This window comes from Sporomusa sp. KB1, assembly GCF_007830295.1.
Lineage (GTDB): Bacteria > Bacillota > Negativicutes > Sporomusales > Sporomusaceae > Sporomusa.
Map to the genome: position 1 here is coordinate 406,940 of NZ_VLKC01000002.1, position 13,343 is coordinate 420,282.

Sequence of the window (13,343 nt, forward strand, 5' to 3'; positions counted from 1 at the left end):
GATTGTCAATATATCCAGCAAAAAGAAGGCATTGTCTTTTGTGGCAACCCTGGTACTGGGAAAACGCATCTGGCAACTGCCCTCGGTCTAAAAGCCTGTGAAAAAGGACTGCGCGTGCGGTTTTACACTGCTGCGGGGCTAGTGAATGATTTGTTAGAAGCTCAGCAAAATCACACACTTTCTAAGTTGGAACAACAACTCACCAAACTCAATCTATTGATTTTGGATGAACTGTCGTATCTAACCTTCGCGCGTTCCAGCGCCGAGCTGCTATTTCAGATTCTATCCAGTCGTAATGAGCGTGGCAGTGTGATCATCACTACGAACCTGGAGTTTTCACGCTGGACGGAGATCTTCGGTGATCCTATGCTTACTGCTGCTATCGTGGACCGAATGACGCATCGTTCTCATATTGTCGATACCAACGGTCCCTCATACCGCCTCCGCCAGAGGATTGCGGCAACCGGACAGTTTGGAGGTGAGACTCCAGACAACAACAGCGGAGACCAAGAGGTTTAATATTTTTTATCGGGGTGGCTCACTTCTTGAGCATCAAAAGTGGCTCACTTTCTGAATGTCAAATGGCTCACTTTTCTATTGCTTTTCACACTAGCGCAAAGGAATCTAACAAAAGTAATTTGAAATTTCGATAGAGCATGGCTCTCACCATGAACACGGGTGGCTCCGATTGATGCACATAGTGGCTCTCGTCTCGTTGAGCACACTCGTGGCTCTATCCAAAATATTATTATTCATAGTGCAAGGGAGCAAGACGCCAGACGATCTGAAGCCATGTCTTTCTAATGGATTCCAGCGACTAGGCGAAGGAACGAAAAAAATGGTTGAGAGTTTCGTGAATATTACGGTGCGGTAGTACCTCAGTTCCGACAAAGTGGAAACCGCCTATCCGAAACTAGGAAACCGCTTTATTCTTCTGGATGTTGATTTTAGAATTTTGATAAGTGTTACCGAGTAGAATTTCCCTGTTAACTATAAATCATTTTCTGAAATCATTTAGTCAAGGGCGAGCGCTTTTTGCTCGGCAAAGCGTACCCTTGATTGAATGATGGAAGGAAATATAATCTGATTACAGAAGGGAAATTTTCATAAATAACACGGTTTCCATGACCGGAATTGCGGTTTCCAATCATCCGGAACTGCGGTTTCCTAACACCGGACAGGCGGTGTAGTTGGCTCCGGAATACTCATTTCGTAGCAGGCTAGGTTCAGGGAAATCCCCCCGCATAATGGAGATAATTCCTAAGTGGTCGGAACGCAGCATCAAGCCAAGGACAATTTACTACAAACTACTTGAAGGTGTTTTCGCGGGAAAAGCAAGGTTGAAAATCATGTAACACAGAATCAATAAATTTCAGCATGGGTATGGTCAATCGCAAAAATTGGATACCCTATTGGGTATAACCCTTTCAGCGATCTGATTTCCTTTCTGGTTGAGGGACCTTTGGATATCATATCATTGTTTGAAAGGGTTATTTGTTTTTTTGAGAACTTTTCACTCTCCAGTCACCATATAAGAACCTCCGAAATTGCCACTCTGTCATTCACAATTAGCATCGATTGCTTTTGCCACACTTCACTTCAGATAGGCTTGGAGCGCCTCTTGCCATGTTCTCATAGGGTCACCAATCGTCATCCGAAGCATATAATTATCCAGCACCGAATAAGCTGGTCGCTTAGCCGGACGGAGAAATTCTGCTGTCGTTACCGGCTCTACTTTGACCTTTTTCCCTGCTTGCCGGAAAATTTCACAGGCAAAATCATACCAGGAACAATGCCCCTGACAGGTGGCGTGATAGGTTCCATAAGCATTTGTTTGCAACAGCTTAAAAATAACTGTTGTAAGGTTCGCTGTGGATGTAGGTGACCCAATTTGATCAGCTACTACACGCAGCGTATCCTGCTCATCTGCTAGCCGCAACATAGTGCGCACAAAATTATTTCCCTCACCATACAGCCAGGCAGTACGCACAATATAATGCTGGCCTAGTAACTGCCGTACCATCTCTTCTCCCTGCCATTTCGTTCTGCCATATACCGTTTGAGGATTGACTGCATCAAATTCTCGGTAAGCTTGGTTCCCCGCCCCGTCAAACACATAGTCGGTGCTCACATATACCAGCCGAGCTCCAGTTTCCAAACAACCGGCAGCCAAATTTTGCGCACCGATGACATTGACCCGAAAGGCCCCGTCCTCGTCAGCCTCCGCCCCATCAACATTAGTATAAGCCGCGCAATGAATCACAGCATCTGGCTTACTGTCTTGCATACACTTGGCCACTGCCACTCCATCAGTAATATTGAGTGTATCATAATCAGTCAAAATCAATTCATGTTCGCTTCCCTGCCTTGCCACTTCCCGGCCAAGCTGTCCATTAGCACCGGTTACCAAAATTTTCATATCACATTGTCCTTTCGGTTATATTATGATGGGGCGGTTTAAAAACCGCCCCCATTATCTCCTATATACAGGCAACTTATCGGCTGCTATATCTCTCAGTCTCGGATACACCTGATCCTTATCTGAAAGCACTGCACCATCAATCGGCCACTGGATACCAATATCCGGATCATTCCAGATAATGCCGCCTTCGGCCGCCGGTGTATATACATCAGTGCATTTATAGGTAAAATATACAGTATCGCTTAACACACAAAAACCATGGGCAAAACCAGGCGGAATCCAGAATTGACGATGGTTCTCACCAGAAAGCTCCACCCCCACCCATTGACCAAAAGTCGGCGAACCTGCACGAATATCTACCGCTACATCAAATACTATTCCCTGCACAACCGACACCAATTTTCCCTGGGAATGTGGATTCTGGTAATGTAGACCACGCAAAACCCCACGGGTAGAATAGGACAAATTATCCTGAACAAACTCTTCCTTAATGCCAATGGCTTCATACTTCGGCTTGCTCCAGGTTTCTTGAAAAAAGCCCCGGGTATCGCCAAATACCTTAGGCTCCATGATGAGCACTCCATCAAGCTTTGTTTCTATAACATTCATATTTGTTCACTCCCAAATTTCTTACTCTTCTCCAGCAATCTGCAACAGATACTTGCCATACCCGTTCTTCTTCATTTCCCCCCCCTGGGCAACCAGTTCCTCTCTGGAAATATATCCCATCCGGTAGGCTATTTCCTCCGGACAGGCTACCATAAGACCCTGACGTTCCTGAATGGTCGCAATATAGTCAGAAGCCTGTAAAAGAGACTCATGGGTTCCTGTATCCAGCCAGGCATAACCCCGACCTAAGGTCTCTACTCGAAGTGTATTTTGCTCTAAATAAAGCCGGTTTAAATCGGTAATTTCCAATTCCCCCCGGGCAGAAGGTTTCACCGTTTTCGCAAGTTCCACCACTTGGTTGTCATAGAAATACAGCCCAGTGACCGCATAATTGGACTTTGGCTTAGACGGCTTTTCTTCCAGACTAACAGCCTTGCCAGCGGCATCAAACTCTACCACACCATACCGTTCTGGATCTTTCACCCAATAAGCAAAAACAGTAGCCCCTTGCTCCTGCTGCGTCGCTTTTTGCAGTTTTTCACTAAATCCATACCCATAAAAAATGTTATCCCCCAATACCAGCGCACATCCATTTCCGGCAATAAAGGATTCCCCGATTAAAAAAGCCTGCGCCAGTCCATCCGGACTGGGTTGGGCGGCATAAGACAGATTGATTCCCCATTGCTTGCCTGTACCCAATAACTGTTGAAAGCTTGCCTGATCCTGTGGCGTAGTAATAACCAGGATATCCTGAATCCCGGACAGCATTAAGGTTGATAATGGATAATACACCATAGGCTTATCAAATACCGGCATTAGCTGTTTGCTAATAGATTTTGTAATCGGATACAGACGAGTACCTGACCCACCTGCCAGAATAATTCCCTTTTTTATAGACATGTTTTCATTCCTTTCATGGCTCAGGGAACGAGGCGTAAGGCTCCTGGCACAGGGCGCATGGCGCGGGGTTGCGAGGAACGGAGCCCTGAGCCCCACGCCCTGTGCCCTGTGCCCCGCGCCCATACCCCCGCGCCTTACGTTCCGTTCCCTACTGTCTTTTTCAAAGCACGTACTTGTTTTTGCACCACTTCACATTGCAAGCTTAAATTATGTATTTCAACTGAATAACAGCGTTGTGCTAATTCTAACTGTGTTTCCAATTCACATAAGCTTCCATGCGCAATATCTAAAAAATGATTAAATTCCTTATCTCGTTTTCTTCCCCAACCTTCCGCAATATTCGAAGGTACAGATACTGCACTGCGTCTTATCTGCGAAATCAATCCATGCAATTCATGTTGCGGAATTTGCTCCGCCATTTTATACACTTGAGCAGTCAAATCCATTGCATCTTGCCAAACCCGCAGATCTCGAAAACTAGACATAAAGAACCTCCTAGAAGTGGCTCAGGGCTCTTGGATCAAGGCGCAGGGCTCAGAGCGCAGGGCTCGAGGCTCGGAGAGAGTGGGGCTCTGGCACGTGCCCCGTGCCCCGCATCACGCGCCCCAATCCTCACACCCCGTGCCCTGGGCTCCGTGCCACGCAACCTCAAACCTCACACCCTGTGCCCTGCGCCCCATGCCACGAGCCCCAAGCCTTACACCCTGTGCCTTGCGCCCCGTGCCACGAGCCCCAAGCCTTACACCTCGTGCCCTGCGCCCCGTGCCACGAGCCCTAATCTCTCCCGCCGATAACTGCCGTCAGTCACCCGGCGGCACCATTCCAAATTGTTCAGATACCATTCCACAGTTTTTACAATCCCGGTTTCAAAGGTCTCAGCAGGCACCCAGCCCAATTCTTTTTGAATCTTAGATGCGTCAATGGCATAGCGCATATCATGTCCGGGACGATCTTTTACATAGGTAATTTGTTCCCAATAGGACTTACCATCACTGCGCGGCTGCTTTTCATCTAATAATTTACACAAAATCTGAACAATATCAAGGTTTTTCTTTTCATTATGTCCGCCAATATTATATTTTTCCCCCGGTTTTCCCGCTTCCAAAACCCTCAGAATAGCCTGGCAATGATCTTCCACATACAGCCAGTCCCGTACATTTTGTCCATTACCATAGATAGGCAACGCCTTGCCTTCTAATGCATTCAAAATCATTAAAGGTATCAGCTTTTCCGGAAACTGATATGGGCCATAGTTGTTAGAACAGTTGGTCATGAGTACCGGAAGCCCATAGGTGTGATAATAGGCCCGCACTAGATGGTCAGACGATGCTTTGGATGCGGAATACGGGGAATTCGGTGCATAGGGTGTTTCTTCCGTAAAAAAGCCGGTATCCCCTAATGAGCCATATACTTCATCGGTTGAAATATGCAGAAAACGAAACTGGTTTTGTTTCTCTTTATCCATCTCCCGCCAATACTTTCGCACTCCTTCTAAGAGAGTAAAAGTTCCCTGAATGTTGGTGCGAATAAATTCCCCCGGCCCGTCAATCGACCGATCTACATGGGACTCGGCAGCAAAATGAACGATGCTGTCAGGCTGATATTGAGTAAAAATATCATTTACCAAATTACTATCACAAATATCCCCTTGGATAAAGGTATATCGGAAATCGTGCTCCACATCTTTTAGCGAATCCAGATTTCCCGCATAAGTTAGCTTGTCTAGGTTAATAAGACGAATATTAGGATTCTGTAATGCAATATGGATAAAGTTGCTGCCAATAAAACCGGCGCCGCCGGTGACAAGAATGGTTTGCATAGAATTTGCCTCTCTTTCTATACTATAATTTTTCTTTCTGCCAATATCCCAAACAAAGTTGATTCAAGAATTTTCCGCAAAGTACTCAAAATTTCCTATGTTTGTTTGATGAGTAACTCCTCTTACCATTATATGATATATTCCTGTTTCACTCTTTTTCGCGTATGCCTGGGCACATCAACGTTGAGTAGCTCGACTTCCACCTCACTTTAATGATGAGTTAAATGTAAGAATGCCGTCCACGCCCCTCGCAACAATAGGCTAGTCCCTTTTCTCGTGTTTGTTCTGGAAGATTTCACAAGTAAAATCTATCAATACAAATTTCTGGCCCCTTATCTTGACTTCCCGACAGCGTGTTATCAAACAAAAACATTGTCAGTCAGAACCGTCGCGAGTGGCACTCCGTTTCAACTACAGCACTTCCCTGCTGCTGTCTTTATACACCTGTCCGCCAGATACCACAACAATCAAAGCCTGTTTTTTTTCTGCAGACGAGCCGCTGTCAGATGGCTCCAAACCTTCCTTTTTCATGGCAGAGAAAATAACTCTCATCTTTATATTAGATCATCCCTGCTTTTCTAAGTGATTCTACTTCCAATCTTATACCTTCACCAAATGTAATTGGATTAAAATCTAATTCTTGAGCCGCTAAAGAATAATCAAAATTTTTGTCTTCTAATAGTCTTTTAACCTTCTCATAATCAATAATTCCATTTGGAATATAGTCGGCGAGTTTGCCAACAACTAAAGCAAAACAATACGGTATATGAATAAAGAATACTTTTTTCTGCATAGCAATTGATATCTCATTTAATAAGTTAAAATAGGTTATTGGATACTTCCCCGCAACGTTATATTCTTTATACCTTGTAACTGTTTCACGTTCAAAAGCAGTCAATATAACTTTAGCAAGATCAGATGCATAAATAGGATGCATTAAACCGCTACCTTTCCCGATTACAGGAAACAGCTTGCATTTATTTATCAATTTAACTAATTTATGAATATTAACATCTTGTTGGTTTCCGTAAATCATTGTCGGCCTTATTATTGTATAAATTAAGCCACTAGATTTCATCTTTTTTTCAAGCTCAATATACATTTTTGCATAAGCCTTGTATTTACTATACATACCTGTTGTATTTACAAAAAAGACTCTTTTAACGCCTTTTCTTAAACATGCTTCTGTCACATATTCTGAATTAGTAATGTAAGCTAGATGAATAATCATTTCTACACTTTCAAATGCTTGTTCCAATTCATTTATATTTTCAATATTTGCAAAAACTATTCTATTATCAATATCTTCTTTAGACATAAAAGAAATATTGGAATTATTTCGTACTAGATACTTTACTTCTAAATTAGGCATACGGTGCTTTATTTCTTCATATAAGAATCTTCCTGTTAACCCTGTAATTCCAGTTATTAGTATCAATTTAACTGACCCCTCCCCTCTTAATTAATAAAACTTCCATCCCCATTTGTTAAAATAGTAAATAGCTGATTTTAATGTTATTAGAGTTTGTTTCCATGATTTATGAGAACCTCGCCCCCACAAATGTTCTACTGAATTGTAAGGATAAAATATGCATTTAGATATTTTATTAGTCCTTCTTGATATGTCTGCATCTTCCATGTGAAGAAAAAATTTTTCGTCAAATCCACTAATCTGGTTCAGAACTTTACCTCTATAAAACATAAAACATCCTGTTGCATATGGTATTACAAATTCTTTATTATATCCTGTATACTTCATTTGAAACCAGTCTTCTCGGTTTTGGAATAGCCTTTTTAGAGGCTTTGGTAAAAAACGTCGTACAAACAAATCAAATACCGTTGGATTTTGTTTGCATAAATATTGAATTTCTCCGTCAGGATAAGTTACTTTGGGTGTTAGCATACCTATATCAGTGTGAACTTCCATATAATTATATAACTCTTTTATAATGTTATTTTTAACTCTAAGATCCGGATTATAAATCAAGTAATATTTCGCATCATATTTTTTTAACACTTGATTATGACCATAGCCAAATCCATAATTAATATCACTGCTAAGAATCATAATATTAGCCGACTGTATTGAATTTATTATGCTTAATGTTTCATCAGATGAATTGTTATCAAAAACTACTATTTTATACAGTAAACCATCAGTATAATTCAATATAGACTCAATAGTATCTTTAATTATTTTATCGTTATTATATGTAACAATGCAAACTAATACATCTACCATTTTTCACCTCTACTATAAGAATAATAATCATTTGAGGAATTTGATTAATTTTTGAAACAAACATTTATCCTTGGGCGAATTTCGTCTACCAAATGATAAGCATGTTTTTTGCATCCCCAAAGTTCTTCAATCAGATTAATGTTGGAACTGTCATCTCCAAACGTTGATCACTTGATACCTACGATATTAAAAGAAGAAAATTTTTCCTAATGTAAGTCTTTTTTTAGATATTTATATATATTAAAAATTCTAGATTTATTATTGCTACAAAATCTTGTAAAAAAATCAACTATTTGGTTTTCTTTTCTATATATATCTTTTCCATTTCGATTATCATGAACAAAATAATGATCATCCCAACAAAATTTAATAAATAAGGATTAGTTGCAGTACTAAATAGAAATGCCACTGTCCCAGCAAGCGTATAAAGCCATTTCTTCCTCCCTTCACGATCTACATATGGGGGTTTTGCATGATAAAAAAGGCAAGCTAAAGTTAAACCCCATAGTGAAACACCTACAAAACCCAATTTCATTAATAGTGAAACTAATGATACCTCATAGGTAAATGGGACATCCTGAACCCGAATATATTCCGCATGTCCTCCAAATCCAATTCCAAATAAAAAATTTTTTGTCCACATGTCTAAAATAGAATCAATTTGAACGATTCTTTCTAAAGTTCCATCATCATCATAGAGACTATTTAATCTCGAAAACGTAGTTTCACTAACATCTGTAAAAATAGAAATACCAATCATTCCACATAAAACAACAGCAATTATAACAATTCCTTTTACCTTTATTCTTTTTCTTATTAATAAAACAAGCATTATTCCAATTATGCATGCTAACCATAAGGCACGAGTATAAGATATATATAAGGTAAATAAGAATAAAACTATTTTAATATAATCCAATAAATTATTTCGGCTATTACCAGCAATTAAAAATATCCCCGGAATTGTAAAAACTGTTGAAATCCACATAACCCTATAGAAGCCATCTTTCATATGACCTACATAAATTGAACCATATTCATCTGCTCCAAAAAAGCTAATCATATTTAAAGACAATCCAAGATCCAAAGTACCATTTATCCAAATTAATACTTGAAACAAAGCAACTACTATAATGAGATTAATAAAATATTTTTTAACATTTTCCCAGTTAATTAATTTTGTACGAATAAGCTGTACTATAGGGAAATACAATAAAAATATAAATATTGAACCGCCATCTTGAAACGCAAAACCCAAGCCTTGACCATTTACTACTGGTAAGACCAACATCCAAATAATTGTACTTAGAACTATACACAAAAAAATAAGTTTATCGCGAAAATATACCTTAAAATTCCCCTTTTCAAAGAATTGTATATATGCTGTAATTAATAGCGCAATAAAAATTAATTTTCTGATTGATATTCCTATTTCATTAATTCCCCAAAAACCGGGACCACCTAATACTAGTTCTGCCAAAAATAAATAAAAGATAATGATAAAAAATAATTTAAACATTAGTTACCTCACGTATACTAAATATAGTCTTTATATTTACAACGAATTAATATTAAATAGAATATTATTCTTCTAATATAACTCAGCTGAGATATACCCATTTTATGTATCCTTAATACTGCGCTAATACCTCCCTGTAAAATAATTTTAATATAATCATCCAAAAAGGTAGACTTCGAATAACTGAGTTTAGCTAAGTGATTTTTTAAATCGATTGCCTGCAAAAATGCACCCGCAAATAGTTTATCCAAATATGAAAGCTTAAATATTTTTTTCATATTATATATTGCATAAAATCCACATGCTCCAACCTGATTATTTCCATGTTGACGATATAAAATGTTTGATTCTTGTGACAACAATATTTTCCCGGTAGCAGCTGCAACTATGGCAAACCACCAATCATGCATCAACACTTTGGGTGGAAAAGGAAGAGCTTTATTAATCAAACATCGATTCATCATCACTGTACAACCGGTAACAAAATTATGAGTCAGAAGAACTTTAAGCTGTTCTTTCTCCTCATGATGAATTTGCCGCATATGCATAAATGAAGAGTGAATAACATTACATTGTTTATCAACTACCTGTAAATCTGAGTGAACAAGTATCGGAATTTCACTTCCTAAGCATTCTTCTTCAGTTATTATGGTATTTATTGAATCTTTAATTTTATTTGGTAACCATATATCATCTTGATCACATAATGCAATATACTCACCCTTGCATAAGCTTACTGCTTTTTCAAAGTTCTTACTTACTCCTAAACTAGTCTCATTACAAAATACTTTTATGGGAAACGGTGCTCTCATGGCAAATTCTTTAATAATTAGAACAGTATTGTCACTAGAAGCATCATCACAAATAACTAGTTCAGTTGGTAAATATTCCTGAGCTGCAATACTATCAAGTTGTTCCAATATATATTTAGCACCATTATAAGTACATAAAGCAATTGAAATAGATATCTGTTTTGTATACAACATTTCACCCCTACTTAATACTTTGTTGACAACCATTTATTTAACTTCTTATAATACAAATTTGCTTGATCATTTAACCCAACATTTAATTTAGCATAATTCTGTTTAATTTCATCAAAATTATTCAAACTATTATCCAATTTATATAATAATTCCTCTACAAACTGCTTACTATTTATTTTAACACATCGTTTCGCCAAACCTAACTCGTCATACAATGAAGATATTTGTTCATGTCCTGCCAAACCAATTGTAGGTACATTCATGCCGATTGAACATAAATTTGAATGAAACCTCATGCCAATTACACAAGAACATACTCTGTATAAATCAAAGATATAGTCTACTGCCTCCCCACCACCGGAATAAAAAGGAGCAACTGCCAACCTTGTTCTTCTGAATTGATCTTTAATCTTTTCCATAAGTATGCCGATAGTAGTTAAGTCTTGATGTGTATGTGGAAACAATATAATACCTGCATTGTTAGTTTCCGCCAAAATATGGTTAATGAATTGACCAATAAGATCATTAAAATCATCTATACTAACATCTTTATTAAATTTTTCATTAAACAAATCATTTGTAATGCACATTCCAATCCACGTTTTATCATTATCTTCTAGACCAAGCCTATTATATTCTTTGGGACAGAAAAAACTTCCATGATCTGGTATTTTTAATATTCTATCCACTACGTTACCATATCTATTATGCAGTCTGCTAAAAGAACCATCATTTCTCACAGAAATAAACCAATTATTATTATCAATAGTAGTTTCAAGGAAGCTTCTAAATTTATTGACATTATCCTCATCTATTACACCAAATTCATGATACCCCATTCCGTTCACCAAAACAGGAACTTTTATCTTATGAATTAACTGTTTTGAAAAGTCAATTGTTGTACCACTGCTTGAGTAGGCCCATTTCAAATCAAAGAATCCGCCTCCTCCTAGTACTAATAAATCATACTGATTAACCATTTCTGCAAATCTATCGTCAAATTTCATTTCTGCATACATTCTGTAAAATTTTCTTATTTCTATTTGATTAAATTCAACATTATTAAATATATTTTCTTTAAACTTTTTATAAAATCCAGCGTGATTAGCATAGTCCCCAATATTACCTAAAAAAGAGGCAAGATGAAGTATCTTTATCTTTTTATTATTCATTTTAGTCAATCCTTTTCGTTCTTAATTATTTCTAAGCCTTTAAATAATTCTTACATAAAGATTTTCCGCTTAAAATACTATTTAACCGTATTGGCGGGTTGAGCGAAAAAACGGTAAATTACGGTATTCAAAAGAAACTTGCTTACAAAAAACTGGCTTAATTCATCATTCTGACCGTGGCAACCAGCGTTAAAATGCGAACATTCATACCACCGGATTCCTTTTATATTTTTTCAAAAATATGATTAATTCACTTATTTCTTTTTTAAAAGAAACTGCAGTAATAAATAGTATTCCTAAAATAATCATCATTTCTAATATATATTGATTAACAAATATACAATTTGTAATTGAAAGAACTAAAATCATTATAATGACCATAAACGTTTTTACTGGCTGACAGATACTTCTATAGTATTTTTGCCCAATAATAGTTGATAACAAAAGATAAATTAGCGCTGAAATCATAGATGCAACAGCGGCACCAATTATTCCCATATAAGATAACAAAACATAACAACCTACCACGTTAATAACAGCCGACAATAAATTAATTAATAAACTATATTGGATTTTTTTTGCAATTGTAATACCATAAGCAGTTGTTTCTGCGATAATCTGAAATAATGGATATACTAAAATAAGTGTGAAAAAATAGCGACTTTCCTGATAGTTTCCACCCAATAGAGAATACAAGATATTTTGGAATATAATAAATATCCCTAATAAAGCTATAGTAAACAACAATACATAATTATGTACCTTTTTAATCTTTTCTTGTTCTGTAATATATTTTGCATACATAAAAGCTGCCCAATATGTTTTAAAACCATTTTGTATAACGCCTATAATGCCTATAAATATTCCCGCTGAAGCATATATGCCAAGTGAATATGCTCCTAATTTCCAATTAATTACCATTTGAGAGAGAAATGTATTTAAATGTATTATCATTACAATAGGCCAAGATAAAACGGCAAACTGCAAAACTTCTGTAAAATTGGTAAATGACCAATTTATTTTTTTAGGCAATACCTCTTTTTTTTGAATTAAGAAATATACTACCGTTAAGATAATAATTCCTATAGTATTAAATGTAATTACTATATTTGTACTTGGTTCAACTAATGCAGCACTGATTACAAAACATTTTGAAAAAAACTGAAGTAATACACTTTGTATTGTGTAATTTCGGGCATCGCCACGCATTCTATAACAAGTTGCGAAAAAATTCAAGACCACTAAAGAAAGTGCATTGGCACAAAGAAGAATAGTAATAACTAAACTTACCTTATTAAATAATGCATCTGATATCTGCTGATAAAACAGTGGTACAATTAATAATGATAACACTGTTAAAAATGCTATCGGTATCCCCATGCATTTTACCAATAGTTGTTTCGCATCATATCCCTGTGGAGGCTCATTATAAAATCTGAGAAAACTGCTATCAAGCCCCAGACACGCTACTCCCATCAATACGTTTGAAGCTGAATTGAACATATTTAAGGTTCCATATAAATCAGGTGAAAAAACTCTTGTAATTATCGTTACTGAAATAATACTAATAATGAAGTTCACCCATGATGAAATCGAGAACTTAAATATCGATTTAATAAAAGTATTTACTGATATTCTTCCTTGGATATTACTCATATTAATAATCCTTTATCT

At 37.2% G+C, this 13,343-nt stretch carries 12 protein-coding genes; 1 reads left to right on the plus strand and 11 read right to left on the minus strand.

All coding sequences use genetic code 11. The features are described 5' to 3' along the window. On the plus strand, positions 1-519 hold a 519-nt coding region (gene istB / locus SALPA_RS05690; protein ID WP_186450926.1), incomplete at its 5' end, for an IS21-like element helper ATPase IstB. Between the two features lie 1,075 nt (positions 520-1,594). Here istB and rfbD read toward each other — a convergent pair. From rfbD to SALPA_RS05745, 11 genes are all read right to left on the minus strand, one after another. Beyond that, the gene (gene rfbD / locus SALPA_RS05695; protein ID WP_145090812.1) at positions 1,595-2,419 is read right to left on the minus strand and encodes a dTDP-4-dehydrorhamnose reductase; all 825 of its coding nucleotides are present in this window, start codon (positions 2,417-2,419) and stop codon (positions 1,595-1,597) included. Between the two features lie 54 nt (positions 2,420-2,473). Continuing rightward, positions 2,474-3,031, minus strand: a complete 558-nt coding sequence (rfbC, locus tag SALPA_RS05700) for a dTDP-4-dehydrorhamnose 3,5-epimerase (RefSeq protein WP_145090815.1) — start codon at positions 3,029-3,031, stop codon at positions 2,474-2,476. Positions 3,032-3,052: 21 nt separating this feature from the next. After that, positions 3,053-3,931 carry a glucose-1-phosphate thymidylyltransferase RfbA gene (gene rfbA, locus SALPA_RS05705; RefSeq protein WP_145090818.1) on the minus strand — a complete coding sequence of 293 codons (879 nt, stop codon included), beginning with the start codon at positions 3,929-3,931 and terminating at the stop codon, positions 3,053-3,055. A gap of 134 nt (positions 3,932-4,065) precedes the next feature. Further along, complete coding sequence (locus SALPA_RS05710; RefSeq protein ID WP_145090821.1) at positions 4,066-4,416, minus strand: four helix bundle protein; 351 nt, start codon at positions 4,414-4,416, stop codon at positions 4,066-4,068. A gap of 254 nt (positions 4,417-4,670) precedes the next feature. Further along, on the minus strand, positions 4,671-5,750 hold the full coding sequence (gene rfbB / locus SALPA_RS05715) for a dTDP-glucose 4,6-dehydratase (RefSeq protein WP_145090823.1): 1,080 nt from the start codon (positions 5,748-5,750) through the stop codon (positions 4,671-4,673). Positions 5,751-6,309: 559 nt separating this feature from the next. Further along, positions 6,310-7,188, minus strand: a complete 879-nt coding sequence (locus SALPA_RS05720; protein ID WP_145090827.1) for an NAD(P)-dependent oxidoreductase — start codon at positions 7,186-7,188, stop codon at positions 6,310-6,312. A 24-nt stretch (positions 7,189-7,212) separates the two neighbouring features. Then, positions 7,213-7,992, minus strand: a complete 780-nt coding sequence (locus SALPA_RS05725) for a glycosyltransferase family 2 protein (protein ID WP_145090829.1) — start codon at positions 7,990-7,992, stop codon at positions 7,213-7,215. A gap of 289 nt (positions 7,993-8,281) precedes the next feature. Continuing rightward, on the minus strand, positions 8,282-9,511 hold the full coding sequence (locus tag SALPA_RS05730; protein WP_145090832.1) for an O-antigen ligase: 1,230 nt from the start codon (positions 9,509-9,511) through the stop codon (positions 8,282-8,284). A 17-nt stretch (positions 9,512-9,528) separates the two neighbouring features. After that, positions 9,529-10,530: a glycosyltransferase family 2 protein gene (locus SALPA_RS05735; protein WP_145090835.1), complete on the minus strand. Its 1,002-nt coding sequence runs from the start codon at positions 10,528-10,530 to the stop codon at positions 9,529-9,531. Then, on the minus strand, positions 10,509-11,669 hold the full coding sequence (locus SALPA_RS05740) for a polysaccharide pyruvyl transferase family protein (protein WP_145090838.1): 1,161 nt from the start codon (positions 11,667-11,669) through the stop codon (positions 10,509-10,511). The genes SALPA_RS05735 and SALPA_RS05740 overlap by 22 nt, the downstream gene beginning before the upstream one ends. 204 nt (positions 11,670-11,873) lie before the next feature. After that, positions 11,874-13,325, minus strand: a complete 1,452-nt coding sequence (locus tag SALPA_RS05745) for a lipopolysaccharide biosynthesis protein (protein ID WP_145090841.1) — start codon at positions 13,323-13,325, stop codon at positions 11,874-11,876. Between the last annotated feature and the right edge of the window lie 18 nt (positions 13,326-13,343).

What these genes read in the sequence shown, in the direction of transcription:
- SALPA_RS05740 (WP_145090838.1), bottom strand. Translation starts at nt 11,669, where the DNA reads ATGAATAATAAAAAGATAAAGATACTTCATCTTGCCTCTTTTTTAGGT.
- SALPA_RS05730 (WP_145090832.1), bottom strand. Translation starts at nt 9,511, where the DNA reads ATGTTTAAATTATTTTTTATCATTATCTTTTATTTATTTTTGGCAGAA.
- rfbA (WP_145090818.1), bottom strand. Translation starts at nt 3,931, where the DNA reads ATGTCTATAAAAAAGGGAATTATTCTGGCAGGTGGGTCAGGTACTCGT.
- rfbD (WP_145090812.1), bottom strand. Translation starts at nt 2,419, where the DNA reads ATGAAAATTTTGGTAACCGGTGCTAATGGACAGCTTGGCCGGGAAGTG.
- rfbB (WP_145090823.1), bottom strand. Translation starts at nt 5,750, where the DNA reads ATGCAAACCATTCTTGTCACCGGCGGCGCCGGTTTTATTGGCAGCAAC.
- SALPA_RS05710 (WP_145090821.1), bottom strand. Translation starts at nt 4,416, where the DNA reads ATGTCTAGTTTTCGAGATCTGCGGGTTTGGCAAGATGCAATGGATTTG.
- SALPA_RS05745 (WP_145090841.1), bottom strand. Translation starts at nt 13,325, where the DNA reads ATGAGTAATATCCAAGGAAGAATATCAGTAAATACTTTTATTAAATCG.
- SALPA_RS05725 (WP_145090829.1), bottom strand. Translation starts at nt 7,992, where the DNA reads ATGGTAGATGTATTAGTTTGCATTGTTACATATAATAACGATAAAATA.
- SALPA_RS05735 (WP_145090835.1), bottom strand. Translation starts at nt 10,530, where the DNA reads ATGGTTGTCAACAAAGTATTAAGTAGGGGTGAAATGTTGTATACAAAA.
- rfbC (WP_145090815.1), bottom strand. Translation starts at nt 3,031, where the DNA reads ATGAATGTTATAGAAACAAAGCTTGATGGAGTGCTCATCATGGAGCCT.